Source organism: Actinoplanes palleronii (assembly GCF_016862315.1).
In the GTDB taxonomy this organism is placed as follows: domain Bacteria; phylum Actinomycetota; class Actinomycetes; order Mycobacteriales; family Micromonosporaceae; genus Actinoplanes; species Actinoplanes palleronii.
On the sequence record NZ_BOMS01000073.1, the window covers coordinates 19,337 to 37,678 of the forward strand.

Here is an 18,342-nt window from a genome sequence, read left to right on the forward strand (position 1 = left end):
TCTGCCCAGCCCTGTGCACAACCCTAAGGAGTGACCGGCAGGCCGACCAGGTCGAGGATCTCGCGGGCGGGGCTGCCCGGGTCCGCGATCAGGGTCAGCGCGGCCTTCTGGTCGTGGTGCTGCTCGGCGATCTGGAACAGCGCGGCCACCCCGGCACTGGCCAGGTGGGTCACCCCGGTCAGGTCGACGGTCATCGGCACGGCGCCGCCCCGGCTGCGGCGCAGCAGCTCCTGGCGGGCGTGCGTGGCCGACGCGGCGTCCACCGGACCGGCCAGCCGGACCTGGGTCTCGTCGTCGCCGGGCAGCTCGGCGATGAGCAGCACGGCCGGCTCGGGCGTCCGGGGCGCGTCGTCGAAGCCGGTCAGCAGCCGGGCCGGCCGGTTCAGCGGATGCCGGACGGTGGCCACCGTGCCGTTCTCGCCCGGCTCCACCCGCAGGCTCTCCACCAGCTGTGCGGTCAGCGCCAGGCCGCGGCCCCGGATCGGCTGCCGTTCCGGCGCGCGCCACCCGCCGTGATCAGAAACGGTCGCCTCGACCCGGCCCGCGGTGGTGAGCACGGCTCGTACCGCGATCGTCCGGGGTTCGGTGGCAGCGGGGGACACCCCGCTGAAGGCGTGCTCGATCGCGTTGGTGGTCAGCTCGCCCAGTGCGTGCTGCAGCACGAACGCGTCGTGCTCGGCCGCGCCCAGCGCGGTCAGCCAGCGGCCCAGCTCGACGCGGATGCCGCGCAGCGACGCCGGGTCCGCCGCCCGCTCCAGGACCAGCTCCGGTACGACGGTCACCCGCTGCGCCGCCAGCAGCGTGATGTCGTCGGCGTGCCCACCGGCCCTGACCAGCAGCTCGATCGTCTGCGCGCAGACCCGCTCGGCCACGGTCGCCGACGGGTCACGCAGCGCCCGCCCGGCCGCCGCGTCGGCGGCCACCCGAGCCAGCTCAGCAGCGGACGAAGACGAGGCAGCGGACGAAGTCGAGGCAGCGGACGAAGTCGAGGCAGCGGACGGAGCAGAGGACGGAGAATCCGCCACGAACGGCCGCTCCAGGATCCCGTCCGAATAGAGCAGCACCAGGTCACCGGGCTCCAGCCGGTCCTGCCGGACCGGGAAGGCCCCGCCGGTGCCCAGCGGCGCGCCCCCGGTCACCGGCAGGAACCGGGTCTCGCCGGCCGCGCTCACCACCAGCGGCGGCGGGTGCCCGGCCGTGCAGTAGAGCAGCTCCCCGCTGCCCGGATCGAGCAGCGCCAGGCAGACCGTCGTCGCGTGGGCGGCCGGGACCCGCCGGGCGAACCGGTCGGCGGCGGCCAGCGCCTCGGTGAGCGAGGCGCCGGCGTCCAGGCGTTCCTGCAGCACCGCGCGCAGCTGACCCATCGTCCCGGACGCGGTGATGCCGTGCCCGACCACGTCGCCGACCACCAGCGCGACGAGCCCGTCCGGGCGGGCCATCGCGTCGAACCAGTCGCCGCCGGCCGCGGTGTCCGCGTCGGCGAGCAGGTAGCTCGCCGCGATCTGCAGGCCGGGCAGCACCGGCAACCCGGACGGCAGCAGCGCCCGCTGCAGCTCGGTGACCACGTCCCGGCTCTGCTCGTAGCGCCGGCGCAGCCGATCCGCCTCGGTCTCGGCGGCCTGCCGGGCCCGGGCCTGCTCGGTGACGTCGAACCCGGCGCCGATCACGCCGCGCACCGACCCGTCCGCGGCGAGCCACGGCACGATGGTGAACGTCGCGAACATCTCGTGCACCGAACCGTCCGGCTGGTCCAGGTGCGCCCGCCACTGCCGCCCGGTGATCGGCTCCCCGGTCCGGTAGACCTCGTGGTACGCGTCCACGAACTGCTGCCCGACCAGGTCGCTGAGCACCTCCCGGCACGGGCGGCCGAGGAAGTCGCGGCCGGGCAGCACCGCGCGGGTCGCCGCGTTGGCGGCGACCATCAGCAGCTCGGGTCCCTCGAAGACGGCGACGATGAACGGCAGGTGGTCGATCGCGGCCACCATGGCGTCCAGGTCGCCCGCCTCCGGGATGTTCACGTCCGTCACCATGCCATCGTGCCGGAAATGCCGCCGGGAGGAACCCGGCGTCACCCTGCCAGGTGCCGCCAGGCGCAGCCCGGCGTCACTCCGCCAGGGGCAGTTCGATGGTGTGTGACGTGTGCGACGCCTTGGTGCGCAGGTAGCGGACGTTGGCCGCCGACACGTGCACCCCGGTCGGGATCCGCTGGGTCACCTCGATGCCCAGCTCGTCCAACTGCAGCGCCTTGTCCGGATTGTTGCTGAGCAGCCGGATCCGGTCGACGCCGACGGCGAGGAGCATCTGCGCGGCGGCGGTGTAGTCCCGCTCGTCCTCGCCCCGGCCCAGCGCCAGGTTCGCCTGGTACGTGTCCAGCCCGTCGTCCTGCAGGGCGTACGCGTCGAGTTTGGCGTAGAGCCCGATGCCGCGGCCCTCCTGGCGCAGGTAGAGCAGGAAACCGCCCTGCTCGGTGATCCGCTCGGCGGCCTCGCGCAACTGCGGGCCGCAGTCGCAGCGCTGGCTGCCGAACACGTCACCGGTCAGGCACTCGCTGTGCGGCCGGACCAGCGGCGCCCGGCCGCCGGCCGCCGACTTGGTCAGCGCACGCCGCCAGTCACCCAGGCCCAGCGCCAGGTGCTCACGGCCGTCCGCCAGCCCGTCGAACGTCATCACCTGGGCAGTAGTGGCGTATCCGTCGGAAAACCGCAGCGGTACGGTCACCTGACGCCGGACGGTGGCCATTGACATCGGTCCTCCTCATTTTTCATGACGCCGTGGCAGAGGCAATGCCCGAAGATCGGTCGCCGCACACCGCGGATTATCGTGGACGCACGATGGCTGAGCGTCCTTACACCTTGTTGAGTTGCGGGATGTCGATCGACGGTTACCTCGACGACACCACCGAGGAGCGGCTGCTCCTCTCGAACGACGCGGATTTCGACCGCGTCGACGAGGAGCGCGCCGGGTGCGACGCGATCCTGGTCGGCGCGACGACGATCCGCCAGGACAACCCCCGCCTGCTGGTCCGCTCGGAGCGGCGCCGCGCGGCGCGGGTGGCCCGCGGCACGGCGGCGAACCCGGTCAAGGTGACCGTCACCGGGCGCGGCGACCTGGATCCGGGCGCCGCGTTCTTCGCCACCGGCGAGTCGGCGAAGCTGGTCTACTGCGCCACCGCGAGCGTGGCCGGTGCGCGCGAACGGCTCGGCGCGGTGGCCACCGTGGTCGACGGCGGCGACCCGGTCGACGTCCACCTGGTCAGTGCCGACCTGGCCGCGCGAGGGGTGCGCCGGCTGATGGTCGAGGGTGGCGGCAGCATGCACACCCAGTTCCTCACCCGCGACCTCGCGGACGAGTTGCAGCTGGTGGTGGCGCCGTTCTTCGTCGGTGACTCGCGGGCGCCGCGGTTCGTGCACGACGGCGCCTTCCCGGCGGGCCCGAAGAACCGCGCCCGGCTGGCCGAGGTCCGCCAGATCGGCGACGTGGTCCTGCTCCGATACGCGCTCTCGGACCGCTTCGACGGGGGCTGACCCGGCGGGCTGCTCGGTCAAGCCGAGGCCCCCGCCGGCTGGCGCACGGTGGTCCGGCGGATCCGGACCGGCTCGGGCGTGGAGATGACGACGGCGGGGGAGACCGGGGCGGTCGCCCGTACCCGGAAGTCGGTCTGCACCGCGACCTCCAGGATCGCCTCGGCCACCGGCTGGTTCGGCGCGGCCACCGGCCGCCGGGCCTTCCGCACCGCGCGGACCACGACCACGACCAGGCCCGGCGCCGCCGCCACGAAGGCACAGATCCCGTACGCCACGGCGATCGTCACGCCCTGCTCGGCGCTCAGCCCGGCCGCACCGAACGCCCAGGCCAGCACGCCCTCGCGGGGGCCCCAGCCGCCCACGTTCAGCGGGATGCCCATGGCCAGCAGCGCGAGCAGCAGCATCGGGGCCAGGGTCAGCAGCGAGGCGCCGTTACCGGCCACCCGCGCCGCGACCAGGAAGGTCGCCAGGTGACCGGCCAGCACCATGGCCGAGGCGAACAGCACACCCGGCCAGTTGCGGCGGGCCAGCAGACCGGAGCGGATCTCCGCGGCGCCGGTGCGGGCAGCGCCGGCCAGCTTCGAGCCGCCGCGCTTCATCCGCCGCACGGTACCGACCACCAGCAACGTGATCATCGCGATGATCGCGGCACCGGCCGCGACCGCGGTCCCGTGCTCGCCGATCAGGGTGAGCACCGGGGACGGCACCGAGACCAGCACCACACCGCCGACGACCAGCAGCACGACCTGTCCGGCGGTCCGCTCCAGCACCACCGCGCGGACCCCGCGGCCGACGTCGCCCTCGTCGCGGCCGTGCGAGACCGCGCGGCCGACGTCGCCGAGCACCCCGCCGGGCAGCGCCGCGTTCAGGAACAGCGCCTGGTAGTAGTCGGCGGTCGCGGCCTTCAGCGACAGCCGCATGCCCAGGCCGCGGGCCACCAGGCACCAGCGCCAGGCGCTGAGCACCGTGGTCAGCACACCGATCCCGAAGGCCAGTGCGAGCGTGCCGGCGTCGAGCACCCGCAGCCCGTCCAGGAACGCGCCGGTGCCCAGTCGCCACAGCACCAGCGCGATGATCCCGGCTCCGCCCAGCAGGCGTACCCATGCCCAGAACGATCGGCTCACTTGTCTTGTCCCCTCGTCGATCCCTCAGGGACTAGTACGCCGGACCGCCCGGACAAGGTTCACTCGAAGATCGCTAAAACATCCTTGTGCCCAACCGTGACCTCCGGGAGCGCCGCCAGGCGAGCCGCGAGATAGTCGTCGGAGCGCAGGTCAGGGTCCTGTTCGGCGGCCGCGCCGAACCAGCCGCGCAGCCACTCGGCGGTCAGCTCCGGCCGGGCCGCACCGAGCTGCCAGGCACTCTCCCGGGTGACGACCCGGGCGCCGGCCTTCTCGAACGCCGCCGTCGCGTAGTCCGGCGCGTCCGGCCCGAGCAGCACCCGGCCACCGGTCTCCCGGCGCTGGTGCGCGTTGAACGCGTCACGGACCCGCTGGTCACGAGGGTCCTCCGGGGTGAATCGCACGTCGCCGGTGACCGAGAGCGTGAACAGCGCGTTCGTCCGGGCCTGCGCGCACACCTCGACCAGCCGGTCCACCTCGCCCGCGGTCAGCAGGTCCAGCAGTGCCGAGCAGGTGACCAGGTCGGCGCCGGCCAGGTCGTCCCGGGTGAGTGCGGTCACATTCCGCTCGTCGATGGCCGGGGTGGCGCCCTCCGGCATCCGGTCCGCGGCGATCTCGAGCAGGTCGTGGTCGAGATCGGTCAGGATCCAGGTCTGCGGGACCGGCAGCCGCGGCGCCAGCCAGCGGCTCAGCGAGCCGGTGCCGCAACCCAGGTCGCGGATCACCTTGACCGGGCGGGGCAGCAGCCCGACCAGCTCCAGGGAGCGGGCGTCGGCGTCGGCGGGCTCGCGCAGGCCCAGCCATCCGGCGCTGAATTCTCCGGTCATGCGGTTCCTTCCTCGATGTCTCTCAGAATCGTGGCCAGCCGGCGGGCGGTCTCGTCCCAGCCGGTCAGGGTTTCCCGGCGGGCGCGGGCCAGGGCCCGCCAGTCGTCGCGCAGGGCGGCGTCGGTGAGCCAGGTCCGCAGGGTCGCGGCGAGCAGGTCCGGATCCTCCGGGGGCAGCAGGCGTCCGGGCACGCCGGACCGTCCTCCGGCCTCGGCGGCGCCGAGCGCCTCGGCGACCCCGCCGACGTCCGTCGCCACCACCGGGAGGCCGTGTGCCAGGGCTTCGGTCACCACCATGCCGTACGTCTCGGCCCGCGACGGGAGCACAAAAAGATCCGCATTCTCGTACGCGGCGGCCAGCGCCCCACCGGCCAGCGGCCCGGTGAAGGTGACCCGGCCGGACAGGGTGGCGGGCACCGGCGGCACCCGGCCCGCCCCGGCGAAGGTGCACTCCCAGGACCGGTCGGTGAGCTGTTCCAGCGCGGTGAGCAGCAGATCCTGGCCCTTGCGCGGGCCCAGTGACGCCACGCAGAGCAGCCGGTGGCCGGTCGGCGAGGGCGTACCCGGGGTGGCCCGGTCGACGCCCGGCGCGGCGACGTGGACCACCGGCAGGTCGTGCATCGCCGCCACGTGCGCGCCGGCCCGGTCGCTGGTGGCGATCACCCCGGTGGCCAGGTGCAGGGCCCGGCCCTCCAGGGTGCGCAGCTCGGCGGCCTCCTCGGCGGAGAGGCTGGTCTCGTCGCTGAGCGGCAGGTGCACCAGGATCACCAGGCGCAGCCGGGCCGCGTGCGGCTCCAGCACCTCCGGGACTCCGCAGCAGATCAGGCCGTCGAGCAGCACCAGGGCGCCGTCGGGGAACTCGCCGAGGACCCGGGCGAGGTGATCCCGATCGGACGCGGCCGGGCGTGGCCACCTGCCGGGGACGGTCGTTTCCCGTACCAAATCGGGGTTTTTGTCGGTCAGGTGGTTGAGGACCTCGCGGTCGTAGCGGTTGCCGCCGCTGGGTGCTGCCGGGTCGTCGACGCCGGCCGGCAGCACCGCGTAGAGCGGAGAGATCACCTCAGGGTTCGCTCGTAGCTCGCCCAGGCGATGTGCGACTCGTGCAGGGTGACCTCGAGGCCGGTCAGTCCGGTGGCGCCGGGGCCGAGCTCGCCGGCGCCGATCCGGACGGCCAGCCGGTCGGCGATCAGCTTCGCCAGGAACTCGGTGGACGTGTTGACGCCGGCGAACTCCGGGTCGTCGTCCAGGTTCTGGTAGCTCAGGCTGCCGCAGATGGCGTGCAGCTTCTCGCTGGCCAGGCCGATGTCGACGACGATGTTGTCCTGGTCCAGCTCCGGGCGGCGGAACGTGGCGTCGACCACGAAGGTCGCGCCGTGCAGCCGCTGCGCGGGTCCGAAGACCTCGCCGGAGAAGCTGTGCGCGATCATGATGTGGTCCCGGACGGTGACGCTGAACAAGGGCTTACTCCTCGGGTCGTGGATCTGCAGTGCACTACGGGTACCCGGAGCGGGAAGATCAATTCCCGTCCGGGTAGTCGATCACGTGGCAGAGCGCGGGCAGGCTGCCGTCGGAGAGCCTCGGCAGCAGCGCGGGCAACTCGGCGAAACCGGACCGGCCGGTGATCAACGCGTCGAACCGGTCATCGCGCAGCAGCCGCAGAGCCAGACCCAACCTTTCCGCGTACGAACGGCCGCGCTGCGGGGCGATCCCACCGACCTGGCTGCTCCGGATGGTCAGCCGCCGGGAGTGGAAACCCTCGCCGAGCCGCAACGGGACCTCGCGGTCGCCGTACCAGCTCAGCTCGACCACGGTGCCCTCGGTGCGGAGCAGCTCGAGGCTCCGGGACAGCCCGGCCGGCGACGCGCTGGCGTGGATCACCAGGTCCCGCTCCTCGCGGGCGTGCTCGGGCAGCGCGAAGTCGACACCGAGCGCGTCGGCGACCGCGCGGCGGGCCGGGTCGGCGTCGACCAGCTGCACGTCCGCGCCCGGATAGCCGGCCAGGACGGCGGCCACCGACGAGCCGACCATGCCGCCGCCGACCACGCTGATCCGGTCGCCGAGCTGCGGGGCGGCGTCCCAGATCGCGTTCACCGCGGTCTCCACGGTGCCGGTCAGCACGGCACGGGCGGCGGGCACCCCGTCCGGGACGACGGTCACGCTCGCGACCGGGACCACGTACCGGGTCTGGTGCGGGAACAGGCAGAACACGGTACGGCCGAGCAGGTGCGCGGGGCCGGCCTCGACCACGCCGACGTTCAGGTAGCCGTACTTCACCGGCGCCGGGAAGTCACCGGCCTGGAACGGCGCGCGCATCGTCGCCCACTGGTTCTCCGGCACCCGGCCCTGGAACACCAGCGTCTCGGTGCCCCGGCTCACCCCGGAGTGCAGGGTGCGCACCATCACCTCGTCCGAACCGGGATCCGGCACCTGTTCCGTGCGTATCTCCCCCGATCCGGGGGAAGCCAACCAAAAGGCACTCGCGTCGAACACGAACCAACTCCTCTGAACCGAAAGTCCCCGGCAAGCGTGTGTGTGGGGGACAGCGGTTAACCCTAAGTCCAGGAGGCACGGTGACCACCAGTACCGCCACGACCCCGTCCCGGGCGCCGATGACCGGATTCGCGGCCCAGGTGCTGCTCATCGCCCTGCTCGCCCTGACCGCCGGGCTGACGCTGGGCGGCGGGATCGCCGGGATCACGTACGGCGTGGTGCTCTGCGGCCTGCTCGGCATGGCCCTGCAGCGCTCCGGGATGACGTTCCTCGGCTGGGCGAACCTGGTCACCTTCAGCCGGGCGATCCTGGCCGGCGGGGTGACCGCGCTGGTCACCAGCTCGGTGCTGGGCCACCCGGTGCCGGTCTGGCTGCTGGTCACGATCGCGACCGTGGCGCTGGCCATGGACGGGGTGGACGGGCAGGTGGCCCGGCGTACCGGGACCACCTCGGAGCTGGGCGCGCGCTTCGACATGGAGGTGGACGCGTTCCTGATCCTGGTGCTCAGCGTCTATGCCGCTGTCACTTACGGCTGGTGGGCCCTCGCGATCGGCATTTTCCGGTACGCCTTCGTGGCGGCCTCGTGGGCGCTGCCCTGGCTGAACGCCGCGCTGCCGCCGAAGTTCTCCCGCAAGGTGGTCGCCGCCCAGCAGGGCATCCTGCTCGTGGTGGTGGCGTCCGGGCTGCTGCCCTTCTGGGCCGGTGCCGGGGTCCTGGCCGTGGCGCTGGGCTCGCTGACCTGGTCGTTCGGGCGGGACATCGCGTGGCTGCACAAGGCGTCGCAGGTGCGGGCGGCGGCGCAGACGCGCTGGTCGTCGTCGCATCGCGAGCCGGCCCTCGCGCGCTGACTGTTTTATCGGACCCGTTTTCCTGTCGGACCCGTTTTCCTGTCGGACCCGCTTTCTTATTGGACGCGCTGGACAGTCCCCGAGCGTGCTGCGGGGACCGCGCCGGGGTGCAGGATCGCGGCGATCGCCTCGACACCGTCGATCAGCCGCGGGCCCGGGCGGACCACCAGGCCGTCCCCGTCGATCGCCCAGACCTGGGCGTCCGGGAAGTGCGGCAGCACCGCCTCGGCCTGCCGGACCGCGCCGTCCAGGTGATAGCCGCACGGGGTGACCAGCACCACCTCCGGCTCCGGTGCCGCCAGCTCGGCCCAGGACACCTGCACCGACCGCTTACCGGCCCGCGCCGCCACCGCCTCACCACCGGCCGCCGTGATCAGATCCGGCACCCAGTGCCCGCCGGTGAACGGCGGATCCACCCACTCGACGATCGCCACCCGGGGCCGGGGCCGGCCGGCCACTCCCGCCGTCACGGCGGCCAGGCGCTCCTCGAGGCCGCTGACCAGCTCGTGACCCCGTTCCGGCACGCCCGCGGCCGCGCCGACCTCGACGAACGTGGCCAGCACGTCGGCCAGGCTGTACGGGTCGAGACTCAGCACGTCGGCCCGGCACCCGAGATGGCTCAGCGCATCGTCGACGTGCCCGGACGGCAGCGCGCACACCCGGCACAGGTCCTGGGTCAGGATCAGATCCGGGGCCAGCCCGGCGAGGGCGTCGGGGTGCAGGGTGTAGAGGTCACCGCCGGCCGCCATCTGGGTGCGCACGTAGTCGTCGATCTCGGCCGGGGTGAGGTCCCGGGTGTCCCGGCCGCCGACCACCACGGTCTTCGCGGTGCGCGCGGCGGGCGGCTCGTCACACTCGAACGTGACGCCGACCAGGTCGTCACCGAGGCCCAGGGCATAGACGATCTCGGTCGCGGAGGGGAGCAGGGAGACCAGGCGCATACCCTCATCCTGCCCTCCCGCAGCCCTGGGGCGCCTCATCCCGCCTCGGCCGAAAGTGGGATGCGGGCCGTGCGGAATACGACCTCGGTCCGATGTGCCGGGCGCTTGCGGCGACAAAGCTGACCGGTATCGCTCGAACGTCCGGGGGAGACCGAGATGACGACAACCGCACTGGCCCAATCCGCGCTGGCCCGCTCCGACGAGCTCGTCCTCGACTATCTGGCCGAGCTGTGGGCCGGGAGCGCCGACCTGCCACCCGACCTGCGCGACGAGCTGATGCGGACGGTGACCGACTATCTGGCGCTGCGCCACGAGCCCGGCGCCGACCCGGCCCCGGTGCTGGCCCGGTTAGGGCCGCCGGAGCAGCTCGTCGACGCCACCCGCCGTGGCTACCTGCCGCTGCACCTGCGCGTCCCGCTGCCGGCTCCGGCGCCACCCGGCCCGGCCCGGGTCTCGGTGGTCGGCGGCGCCGACTCGACGGCGATCGCGCTGCTGGTCGGCGGCACGTTCCTGATGCCGGTGATCAGCCCGGTCGCGGGCCTGCTGATCGCCACCGGGTCACCGCGCTGGTCGACCGGGCAGAAGGCGGCGGCCTGGGTGCTGACCGGCGGCACGGCGGCGTTCGCGCTGCTGATGGCGATGGCGCTGATCGGCACGGGCGCGGGTGAGGCGTTCGCGCTGTTCCTGGCGTATCTGGTCGCCTGCGGCGGCTCAGTGGTGGCGGGTCTGTCCCTGCTGATCGGCCTCCGCCACCCCGACCCCCGCTGACCCGCAGCCCTGCTCCCGGCCCCGGCTGGTCCTCGGGGGTGTCTCGACCGCATCAAGACACCCCCGAGCGCCAGCCGATCGCCGCCGGGAGCCGGCTGGTTTCTGGGGGTGTCTCGTGGTGTTTGAGGCACCTCCGAGGGCCAGCTGGTTGCTGCCGGGAGCGGGCTGGTTTCTGGGGGTGTCTCGATGTGTTCGAGGGACCTCTGAGGGCCAGCCGGTTGCCGGGAGCGGGTGGGTGGTCAGGGGGCGGGGGACAAGGGTTCGGCGGGTTCGCCGAGGATTTCGGTGAGGACCTGGGCCCAGACGGCGCGGGGCGGGACCTCGTGGCCGACGCCCTCCAGCCACACCAGCCGGGAACCGGGGATGACCCGGGCCAGCTCGCGCGGATGCTCGGACGGGAACCGCTGGTCGAGCGTGCCGTGCAGGATCAGCGTCGGCACGTCGATGGCGGCGAGCCGGTCGCGGACCGGAGGGCCGTAACCGGCGCAGCGGTGGTTGAGGCGGGCGGCGGCCAGGTCGGCCGAGCGGTCGTAGACGCGCTCGGCGAGCCGGCGCAGCTGCGGCTCGTCCGGGGTGAACGGGCCACCACGGGCGCGGACCTCGGCGATGATCCCGGCGACCGCGGACCGGCGGTTCGACCAGTCGACCTCGTCGGTGGCGGTGCGGACCCGGACCTCGGTGGCCGGCACGGTGCGGACCGCGACGGCGCCGACCCCGGCCAGCACCGGCATGGCGTCCGGGCCCAGACCAGCGCTGGTGGCGATCAGGGTCAGGGTGAGCACCCGGTGCGGATGCTCGACCGCGATCCGCTGGGCCAGCGCGCCGCCGAGCGACAGGCCGACCAGGTGGGCGGCCGGCACACCGAGCGCGTCCAGCACGCCGAGTGCGTCGTTCATCAGGTCCACACCCGAATACGTGGCCCCGGCTGGGAACGGGGTGGAGCGGCCGGTGTCGCGATGGTCGTACCGGATGACGAACCTGCCGCCGGCGGCCAGCCGGCGGCAGAACTCGTCGTCCCACCAGTCCATCGAGCTGGCCTCTCCGGCGAGAAGCAGGAGAGGAGGCTCGGTACGTTCGCCGAAGGTCTCCAGGCACACCTGGATGCCGTTGACCGGCATCATCGTCTCGGTCACCACGAGGCCCATTGTGGCGGCGCTCACCGACAGTCAGGTTAAAACCGGATCACAACGGATGACCAGATCAAGGTGAGTTGGTTTCGCGTCAGCCGGGCCGATCGGCGATCCGGGTCCGGAAGCGCCGCCTTCCCCAGCTCAGGCCACCGGCTGTGTTTGACTGCGCTAGTGGATCTACCCGAATTGTCGGAATTTGTGCCGCATCGGACCGAGGACGACGCGTCCTTCGAAGGGATGACGGTACCGGGGCTCCGGGCTGAGTTCTTCCGCCGCCCGGAGGGTGACCGGGTCGCGAGTGTCGGCCGGTACTCGCTCGGCGACCAGGAACTGCTGCTCGCCTGGGGATATGTCGACGAGGAGCACTGCCGGCACAACGCCGTCCGGGACCGGGCGGGGGGCTGGCACCCGGCCGTCGCGGGCTGTCCGCAGGTCGAGCTGATCAGAGAGGGCCCGGCCGTGGTCGGCCTGGCCGTCCAGGCCTCCACCGGCGACTGGATCCGCGCCCTCCACCACTGACACCGCCGCCGACGGCGGAGCCACTGACACCCCCGGCGGCAGCGGAGCCACTGACACCCCCGGCAGCGGAGCGACCGACACCCCCCGGCGGCGGAGCGACCGACACCGCCGACGGCGGAGCGACTGATGCCGCCGCCGGCGGCGCTGGCCGGTGGCGGAGCGGCGGGTGCCGTGCCTGGCGGCGGGCGGTGTGTGCCGCCAGGCGGCCGCGAGGCGGGGTGGATGCCGCGCCTCGCGGTGAGCGCGCCGGCCGTCTACCGGTGGGCGGGGGCGACGGCCCGCGCCTGGTTGCGGACGAGGCGCAAGGAGAGCGCGGTCAGGGCGATCGCCAGGACGAAGAGCGTCAAGTGCAGGTACGGGTTCACGATCGGCACGAAGCCGATCACCGCGACCGGGATCTGCACCACCGCGATCAGTGCCGCCAGCAGCCACTTGCGGCCGCCGTTCCACAGCATCGCGGTCCACACCGGGGCCGACGCGACCAGCAGGGTCAGACCGTCGAGCACGGCGTGCAGGTAGGTGTTGTGGACGTTGTTGTGGGCGAACGCCTGGGCCGGCGACGCGATCCACAGACCGGCGACGACGAGGGCGAGAACGACAGCGGCACGACGCATGGGATCCTCCAGCGCTATCAAACCGTTGCTGCGAGTAATCACGGTATAAAACCGGCAGGTGTTGCGTAAACCCTCACGAGTATTCATTCCTCCGGATTGGCACACCGGCGCGCTGCGTTGCTGTCCGTACCGACGATCGTGGCCGAACGGTCCGTTGGCTACCCGGCGTGATGATCATTAGCCTGCTGACGTGCGTTTGATCGAGATGGCAACGGTATGTGCAGTGACGCTGGGTATTTCCGGCGCTTCTTACTCTGCGTTAAATCCGCAGAAGCTGGAGGCTCAGGCGAGGATCGTGGCGGACAGTGCCACGTGCCGGACGGTGGACACCGCGATCGTCGGGTTCATCGCCGTGAACGGCACCGACCCGACGTCGGTCGCCCAGCTCCGGCCGTACGTGAAGGGCGACATCTCCCGCTACCGGATCGTCAAGGGTGTGGCCGCCGGACCGGGCTGCTGAGCCGGGCCAGGCCCGCTCCGGGCTGAGGTCAGGCCCGCTCCAGCCTGTGGTCAGGGCCGGCCAGGGCTGAGGCCAGAGCCGCCCCGGGGCCGCCCAGGACTTGCCCGGCTACTGGTATACCGATAATTCACCGGGCCGCAACGCGCCGACCTCTGCTGAAAACAATCGATGCCGAGAATCCGCGAAACGTTTCTTCCAGCTGGAAGGGTTTCGCATGTCCACAGAGGTCGAGAAGCACCCGGTCGACCAGATGCTCCCGTTCGGCCGGCTCGCCGTGCTCGGGCTGCAGCACGTGCTCGTCATGTACGCCGGCTGCGTCGCCGTACCGCTGATCGTCGGCGGCGCGCTCAAGCTCGACGGCAGCACCATCGCGATCCTGGTCAACGCGGATCTGTTCGTGGCCGGTGTGATCACCGTGGTGCAGAGCTTCGGGATCTGGAAGATCTTCGGAGTGCGCCTGCCGGTGGTCGCCGGCGCCACCTTCACCGCGTTGAACCCGATGATTCTGATCGGCGCGAAGTACGGGATGCCCGCCGTCTACGGCGCGATCCTGGTCTCCGGCGTCTTCGGGTTGCTGATCGCCAAGCCGTTCGCGAAGGTCATCCACCTGTTCCCGCCGCTGGTCACCGGCACGGTGATCACCATCATCGGGCTGTCGCTGATCGACGCGGGAGCCGGTCTGATCGCCGGCACCAACGAGGACGCGCCGGGCTACGGCTCGCTCAGCCACCTCGCGCTGGCCGGCGCGATCGTCCTGCTGATCATCCTGCTCAACCGTTTCACCAGCGGTTTCCTCGCCTCGCTGTCGGTGCTGATCGGCCTGGTCGCGGGCATCGTCGCGGCGTCCTTCATGGGCCTTGTCGACTTCTCCGGCGTCGGCGACGCGGACTGGTTCGGGCTGGCCCGGCCGTTCTACTTCGGTGCCCCCGAGTTCCAGGTCGCCGCGATCGTCTCGATGTGCATCGTGATGCTGGTGATCTTCGTGGAGTCGACCGCCGACATGATCGCTGTCGGCGAGGCGGTCGAGAAGCCGCCGACCGAAAATGACATCGCCCGCGGGCTCGCCGCCGACGGCCTCTCCGGTGTGCTGGCCGGTGTCTTCAACTCGTTCCTGGACACGGCGTTCGCCCAGAACGTCGGTTTGGTGCAGGTGACCCGGGTGCGCAGCCGCTTCGTGGTCACCGCGGCCGGCGTCATCCTGGTCGCGCTCGGCCTGATCCCCAAGCTCGGCGAGATCATCGCGGCGGTGCCGGGCCCGGTGATCGGCGCCGCCGCCCTGGTCATGTTCGCCACCGTCACCGCGGTCGGAATCCGCAGCCTGCGCCGCGTCGAGTTCGACGGCACCCAGAACTTGCTGATCATCGCGGTCTCGCTGGGCGTCGGCATGATCCCGGTGGTCGCGCCGAACTTCTACGAGAAGATGCCCGACGAGCTGCAGATCATCTTCGGCAGCAGCATCACCACAACCGTCGTTGTCGTCTTCCTGCTGAACCTGCTGTTCAACGGCACCGGGCGGAAGACGCCGGCGGTGGCCAAGGAGGAAAAAGCAAGATCAAATTCATGATGTCGTGCGTCCGCCGGGGTGCGGATCGTCGCTCCCGCCGGGACCCCTGCGGGCTTCGCTGGCCGCTGGCGCGTCCAGAACGCGAAGCCCTCCGGGGCGACGTCCGTGGGTGGGCACGGTCAAACCGGGAAAACCCCCGTGGTGGGATGAGTCCCATGACGGCGGGTTCCACGATCAAGCGGGGCTGGTTCCGGCTGTTGACGACCACGGTCAACCCGGTCGCGGTGGCGGTGGTGCGCCGCGGCTGGGGCCCGCTCTCGCTGGTGCAGCACGTGGGACGGCGGACCGGCACCCGTTACGAGACGCCGATGCTGCTGGTGCGGGTGGGGCCGGACTTCCTCGCCGAGCTGACCTATGGCCCCGATGTCGCGTGGCTGCGCAACACGCTCGCGGCCGGGGGCTGCACGGTGCTGCACCGGGGCGTCACCTATCAGATAGACCGCGTCGACCCGGTCCCGCCCAGCGCTGGTCTGGCCGCTTTCGGTCACCCGGCGGCGCTCGTTTTGCGGCTGGCCCGGCGGCGGGACTTCCGGCGCCTTCACGTGCGTACCCAAAAGGTTTGAACGCCTAGGGCCGTGGTGGTGACCGGTGGCGGATCGTGGCGTCATACCATCGGCCTGTAACGCCGGACAAGGACGGAAACGGGTGACGATGGAGACGTTGGAGTTCCAGGCCGAGGCGCGCCAGCTGTTGCAGCTGATGGTCCACTCGATCTATTCGAACAAGGACATCTTCCTGCGCGAGCTGATCTCGAACGCGTCCGACGCGCTGGACAAGCTGCGCCTGGCCAAGCTGCAGGACGGCCTGGAGGCGGACACCTCCGATCTGCACATCCAGATCGAGGCGGACACCGAGGCGCGGACGCTGATCGTCCGGGACAACGGCATCGGCATGACCCGCGAGGAGGTCGTGGCGCTGATCGGGACGATCGCCAAGTCCGGGACCGCGGATCTGCTGGCCAAGCTCAAGGAAGCGAACGAGGCGAAGGGCGACGCGGAGCTGATCGGTCAGTTCGGTGTCGGCTTCTACTCGACGTTCATGGTCGCCGACAAGGTCACCCTGGTGACCCACAAGGCCGGGACCGAGGGGCACGGCACGCGCTGGGAGTCGGCCGGCGAGGGCACGTACACGATCGAGGACGAGCCGGACGCGCCGGTCGGCACCACGGTCACGCTGCAACTGCGGCCGAAGGACGAGGAGGACGCGCTCTACGACTACGCCGACGAGTGGCGGATCAAGGAGATCGTCAAGCGGTACTCGGACTTCATCTCCTTCCCCATCCGGATGGGGGACGAGGCGCTGAACTCGATGAAGGCGCTCTGGGCGCGTCCGCGCAGCGAGGTCACCGACGAGGAGTACCACGAGTTCTACAAGCACATCAGCCACGACTGGTCCGAGCCGCTCGAGATCATCAACATGAAGGCGGAGGGCACGTTCGAGTACGAGGCCCTGCTCTTCATCCCGTCCCGGGCGCCGCACGACCTGTTCCAGCGGGACGCCCGCCGCGGGCTGCAGCTCTACGTCAAGCGCGTCTTCATCATGGACGACAGCAAGGAGCTGATCCCGGACTACCTGCGGTTCGTCAAGGGCGTGGTGGACGCCGCCGACCTGTCGCTGAACATCTCCCGGGAGATCCTGCAGCAGGACCGGCACATCCAGATGATCCGGCGCCGGCTGATCAAGAAGGTCCTGTCCACCATCAAGGACCTGATGAGCAGCAACCCGGAGAAGTACGCGACGTTCTGGCGGGAGTTCGGCCGGGCCGTCAAGGAGGGCCTGCTCAACGACCCGGACAACCACAAGCCGATCCTGGAGATCGCGTCCTTCGGCACCACCGCCCAGGACGAGCCGACCACCCTCGCCGCCTACGTGGAGCGGATGAAGGAGGACCAGGAGGAGATCTACTACCTGACCGGCGAGTCCCGGTCCCAGGTGGTGAACTCCCCGCACATGGAGGCGTTCCAGGCGCAGGGCTACGAGGTGCTGATCCTCACCGACCCGGTCGACGAGATCTGGGTCGACGCGGTGCCGGACTTCGACGGCAAGAAGCTGCGCTCGATCGCCCGCGGCTCGGTCGACCTGAAGAAGGACGACGCGGAGGAGAAGGAGCCCGAGGGTGACTTCGCGCCGCTGCTCGGCTTCCTCAAGGAGAAGCTGGACGAGCAGGTCAAGGAGGTGCGCCTGTCGCACCGGCTGACCACCTCGGCGGCTTGCCTGGTGAGCGACTCCGACGACATCACCCCGGCACTGGAGAAGATGTACCGGGCGATGGGCCAGGACGGCCCGCGGGTGAAGCGGATCCTCGAGCTCAACCCGAACCACGCGCTGGTCGCCGGGCTGCGGTCGGCGCACGAGCGCGGCGCCGAGGACCCGGCGCTGCCGGAGACGGCCGAGCTGCTCTACGGCACGGCCCTGCTCGCCGAGGGTGGCGACCTGGAGGACCCGGCCCGGTTCGCGAAACTGCTCGCCGACCGGCTGGCTCGTACCGTCTGATCGTCTGAAAAATGGTGAAAGCGGCCCTGGATCTCTTCCGGGGCCGCTTTTCTGTTTATGATCACGGTCGATGTCGCTATCCTCGGTGAATGAGGTGCGAAGCCTGCGGTCTGGACAACGATCCGTCGCTGGAATACTGCGACAATTGTGAGCACCCGCTGCGCGATTCCGGCGCCACCGTCATTTCCGCGCCGCAGCCGGTGGTGGTGCCGCGCCCCCGCCCGGCGCCGGCCCCCGCGCCGCGCGACGACGATGACGACTACGACTACGACTACGGCTACGACCGGGATGCGACCCGGGTCGTCGTGCCCGGCCCGCCGCCCGCGCCGTCGCGGCCGCTGACCCGTCCGTTGCTGATCGGGGTCGCGGTGCTGGCGCTGGCCGGTGCGGCCGGGGGAGTCGCGCTGGCGCTGCACCGTGACGAGAAGCAAGCCGCCGATCCTGGACCCGTCACCACCAGCTCTTTTGTCGAGCCCTCGGCCGCCGAGCCGGGCGGCGTCCCATCCGCCGAACCGTCCGTCGACCCGTCCCTGGCTCCGTTTGTGCCGGAAGCCTCGCCGGCCGCCGACCCGGCGGTGCAGGGCGCGGCCGTGGACCGGCTGCTCGACCTGAGCGGGCAGAGCCGGCTCAAGCTGGTCGAGGCGAACGACGTGGTCTTCTCGTGCGGCGACCTGGCCGCCGCGATCGAGCGGTTGCAGGAGGTCGGCACGGAACGCGGCGCCGAGCGGGCCACGCTGAACGGTCTTGACCTGTCCGCGCTGGCGAACGGCGAACAGATCCGCAGCACGCTGGACACGGCGTTCTCACATTCGCTGGCCGCCGACCGGCATTATGTGAAATGGGCACAGGAAAGGCAGGGGAACGGCTGCCGCAAAACGACGAAGGCCGAGGCTCATCGCATCGCCGGGGATGCCGAGTCGACATCCGCCGGCGCCGCGAAAAAACAATTCCTGAGCCTGTGGAATCCGGTGGCCGTGGGTCTCGGCCTGCCGGCCCGGGAGCGGGACGGGATCTAGCCGCCTTTCCGGCCGCCGCCGGGCTTTC

Annotated in this window: 19 protein-coding genes; 9 read left to right on the forward strand and 10 right to left on the reverse strand. The window is 71.4% G+C overall.

Annotation, left to right across the window (positions count from 1 at the left end):
• Positions 1–23: 23 nt before the first annotated feature.
• Positions 24–2,018 carry a SpoIIE family protein phosphatase gene (locus Apa02nite_RS23880; protein WP_373873035.1) on the reverse strand — a complete coding sequence of 665 codons (1,995 nt, stop codon included), beginning with the start codon at positions 2,016–2,018 and terminating at the stop codon, positions 24–26.
• Between the two features lie 85 nt (positions 2,019–2,103).
• Positions 2,104–2,745, reverse strand: a complete 642-nt coding sequence (locus Apa02nite_RS23885) for a GTP cyclohydrolase II (RefSeq protein WP_067684937.1) — start codon at positions 2,743–2,745, stop codon at positions 2,104–2,106.
• 86 nt (positions 2,746–2,831) lie between these two features.
• Here Apa02nite_RS23885 and Apa02nite_RS23890 point away from each other — a divergent pair, with 86 nt between their 5' ends.
• Positions 2,832–3,524 carry a RibD family protein gene (locus Apa02nite_RS23890; protein WP_203826971.1) on the forward strand — a complete coding sequence of 231 codons (693 nt, stop codon included), beginning with the start codon at positions 2,832–2,834 and terminating at the stop codon, positions 3,522–3,524.
• Between the two features lie 17 nt (positions 3,525–3,541).
• Here the strand turns inward: Apa02nite_RS23890 and Apa02nite_RS23895 are convergent, their stop codons facing one another.
• From Apa02nite_RS23895 to Apa02nite_RS23915, 5 genes are read right to left on the reverse strand one after another with little or no spacing between them, the layout of a single operon-like run.
• Positions 3,542–4,669 carry a lysylphosphatidylglycerol synthase transmembrane domain-containing protein gene (locus Apa02nite_RS23895; protein WP_373873038.1) on the reverse strand — a complete coding sequence of 376 codons (1,128 nt, stop codon included), beginning with the start codon at positions 4,667–4,669 and terminating at the stop codon, positions 3,542–3,544.
• 38 nt (positions 4,670–4,707) lie between these two features.
• Entirely contained in the window at positions 4,708–5,472 is a 765-nt protein-coding gene (locus Apa02nite_RS23900) for a class I SAM-dependent methyltransferase (protein ID WP_203826973.1), read from the reverse strand.
• Complete coding sequence (locus Apa02nite_RS23905; RefSeq protein WP_203826974.1) at positions 5,469–6,530, reverse strand: glycosyltransferase family 4 protein; 1,062 nt, start codon at positions 6,528–6,530, stop codon at positions 5,469–5,471. Before Apa02nite_RS23905 ends, Apa02nite_RS23900 begins: the two co-directional genes overlap by 4 nt.
• Positions 6,527–6,928, reverse strand: coding sequence for a 6-pyruvoyl trahydropterin synthase family protein (locus Apa02nite_RS23910; RefSeq protein ID WP_067684942.1), 402 nt, complete (start codon positions 6,926–6,928; stop codon positions 6,527–6,529). The genes Apa02nite_RS23905 and Apa02nite_RS23910 overlap by 4 nt, the downstream gene beginning before the upstream one ends.
• Positions 6,929–6,986: 58 nt before the next feature.
• Complete coding sequence (locus Apa02nite_RS23915; RefSeq protein WP_239164521.1) at positions 6,987–7,898, reverse strand: zinc-dependent alcohol dehydrogenase; 912 nt, start codon at positions 7,896–7,898, stop codon at positions 6,987–6,989.
• A gap of 143 nt (positions 7,899–8,041) precedes the next feature.
• Between Apa02nite_RS23915 and Apa02nite_RS23920 the strand changes: the two genes are divergently transcribed.
• Complete coding sequence (locus Apa02nite_RS23920; protein WP_239164522.1) at positions 8,042–8,809, forward strand: CDP-alcohol phosphatidyltransferase family protein; 768 nt, start codon at positions 8,042–8,044, stop codon at positions 8,807–8,809.
• Positions 8,810–8,865: 56 nt separating this feature from the next.
• Here Apa02nite_RS23920 and Apa02nite_RS23925 read toward each other — a convergent pair whose 3' ends face one another.
• Positions 8,866–9,750 carry a cobalamin-binding protein gene (locus Apa02nite_RS23925; RefSeq protein ID WP_203826976.1) on the reverse strand — a complete coding sequence of 295 codons (885 nt, stop codon included), beginning with the start codon at positions 9,748–9,750 and terminating at the stop codon, positions 8,866–8,868.
• 156 nt (positions 9,751–9,906) lie between these two features.
• Between Apa02nite_RS23925 and Apa02nite_RS23930 the strand changes: the two genes are divergently transcribed.
• Positions 9,907–10,518: an HAAS signaling domain-containing protein gene (locus Apa02nite_RS23930; protein ID WP_067684949.1), complete on the forward strand. Its 612-nt coding sequence runs from the start codon at positions 9,907–9,909 to the stop codon at positions 10,516–10,518.
• Between the two features lie 239 nt (positions 10,519–10,757).
• Here the strand turns inward: Apa02nite_RS23930 and Apa02nite_RS23935 are convergent, their stop codons facing one another.
• A complete protein-coding gene (locus tag Apa02nite_RS23935; RefSeq protein WP_239164523.1) occupies positions 10,758–11,678 on the reverse strand; it encodes an alpha/beta fold hydrolase in 921 nt (306 codons plus the stop codon).
• A 168-nt stretch (positions 11,679–11,846) separates the two neighbouring features.
• On the opposite strand from Apa02nite_RS23935, the gene Apa02nite_RS23940 reads away from it, so the two are divergent.
• Positions 11,847–12,167 (forward strand): hypothetical protein, encoded by a 321-nt coding sequence (locus Apa02nite_RS23940; protein ID WP_203826977.1) that lies wholly within the window; start codon positions 11,847–11,849, stop codon positions 12,165–12,167.
• A 254-nt stretch (positions 12,168–12,421) separates the two neighbouring features.
• Here the strand turns inward: Apa02nite_RS23940 and Apa02nite_RS23945 are convergent, their stop codons facing one another.
• Positions 12,422–12,781 (reverse strand): hypothetical protein, encoded by a 360-nt coding sequence (locus Apa02nite_RS23945; protein WP_203826978.1) that lies wholly within the window; start codon positions 12,779–12,781, stop codon positions 12,422–12,424.
• A gap of 190 nt (positions 12,782–12,971) precedes the next feature.
• Here Apa02nite_RS23945 and Apa02nite_RS23950 point away from each other — a divergent pair, with 190 nt between their 5' ends.
• The 5 genes from Apa02nite_RS23950 (at position 12,972) to Apa02nite_RS23970 (ending at position 18,314) form a co-directional block, all read left to right on the forward strand.
• Complete coding sequence (locus Apa02nite_RS23950; protein WP_203826979.1) at positions 12,972–13,241, forward strand: hypothetical protein; 270 nt, start codon at positions 12,972–12,974, stop codon at positions 13,239–13,241.
• A gap of 214 nt (positions 13,242–13,455) precedes the next feature.
• Positions 13,456–14,805 carry a nucleobase:cation symporter-2 family protein gene (locus tag Apa02nite_RS23955; RefSeq protein WP_203826980.1) on the forward strand — a complete coding sequence of 450 codons (1,350 nt, stop codon included), beginning with the start codon at positions 13,456–13,458 and terminating at the stop codon, positions 14,803–14,805.
• A 155-nt stretch (positions 14,806–14,960) separates the two neighbouring features.
• Positions 14,961–15,368 (forward strand): PNPOx family protein, encoded by a 408-nt coding sequence (locus Apa02nite_RS23960; protein WP_203826981.1) that lies wholly within the window; start codon positions 14,961–14,963, stop codon positions 15,366–15,368.
• A gap of 82 nt (positions 15,369–15,450) precedes the next feature.
• Complete coding sequence (gene htpG, locus Apa02nite_RS23965; protein ID WP_157441252.1) at positions 15,451–17,298, forward strand: molecular chaperone HtpG; 1,848 nt, start codon at positions 15,451–15,453, stop codon at positions 17,296–17,298.
• Positions 17,299–17,387: 89 nt separating this feature from the next.
• The gene (locus Apa02nite_RS23970) at positions 17,388–18,314 is read left to right on the forward strand and encodes a zinc finger Ran-binding domain-containing protein (RefSeq protein ID WP_203826982.1); all 927 of its coding nucleotides are present in this window, start codon (positions 17,388–17,390) and stop codon (positions 18,312–18,314) included.
• The last annotated feature ends 28 nt before the right edge of the window (positions 18,315–18,342 follow it).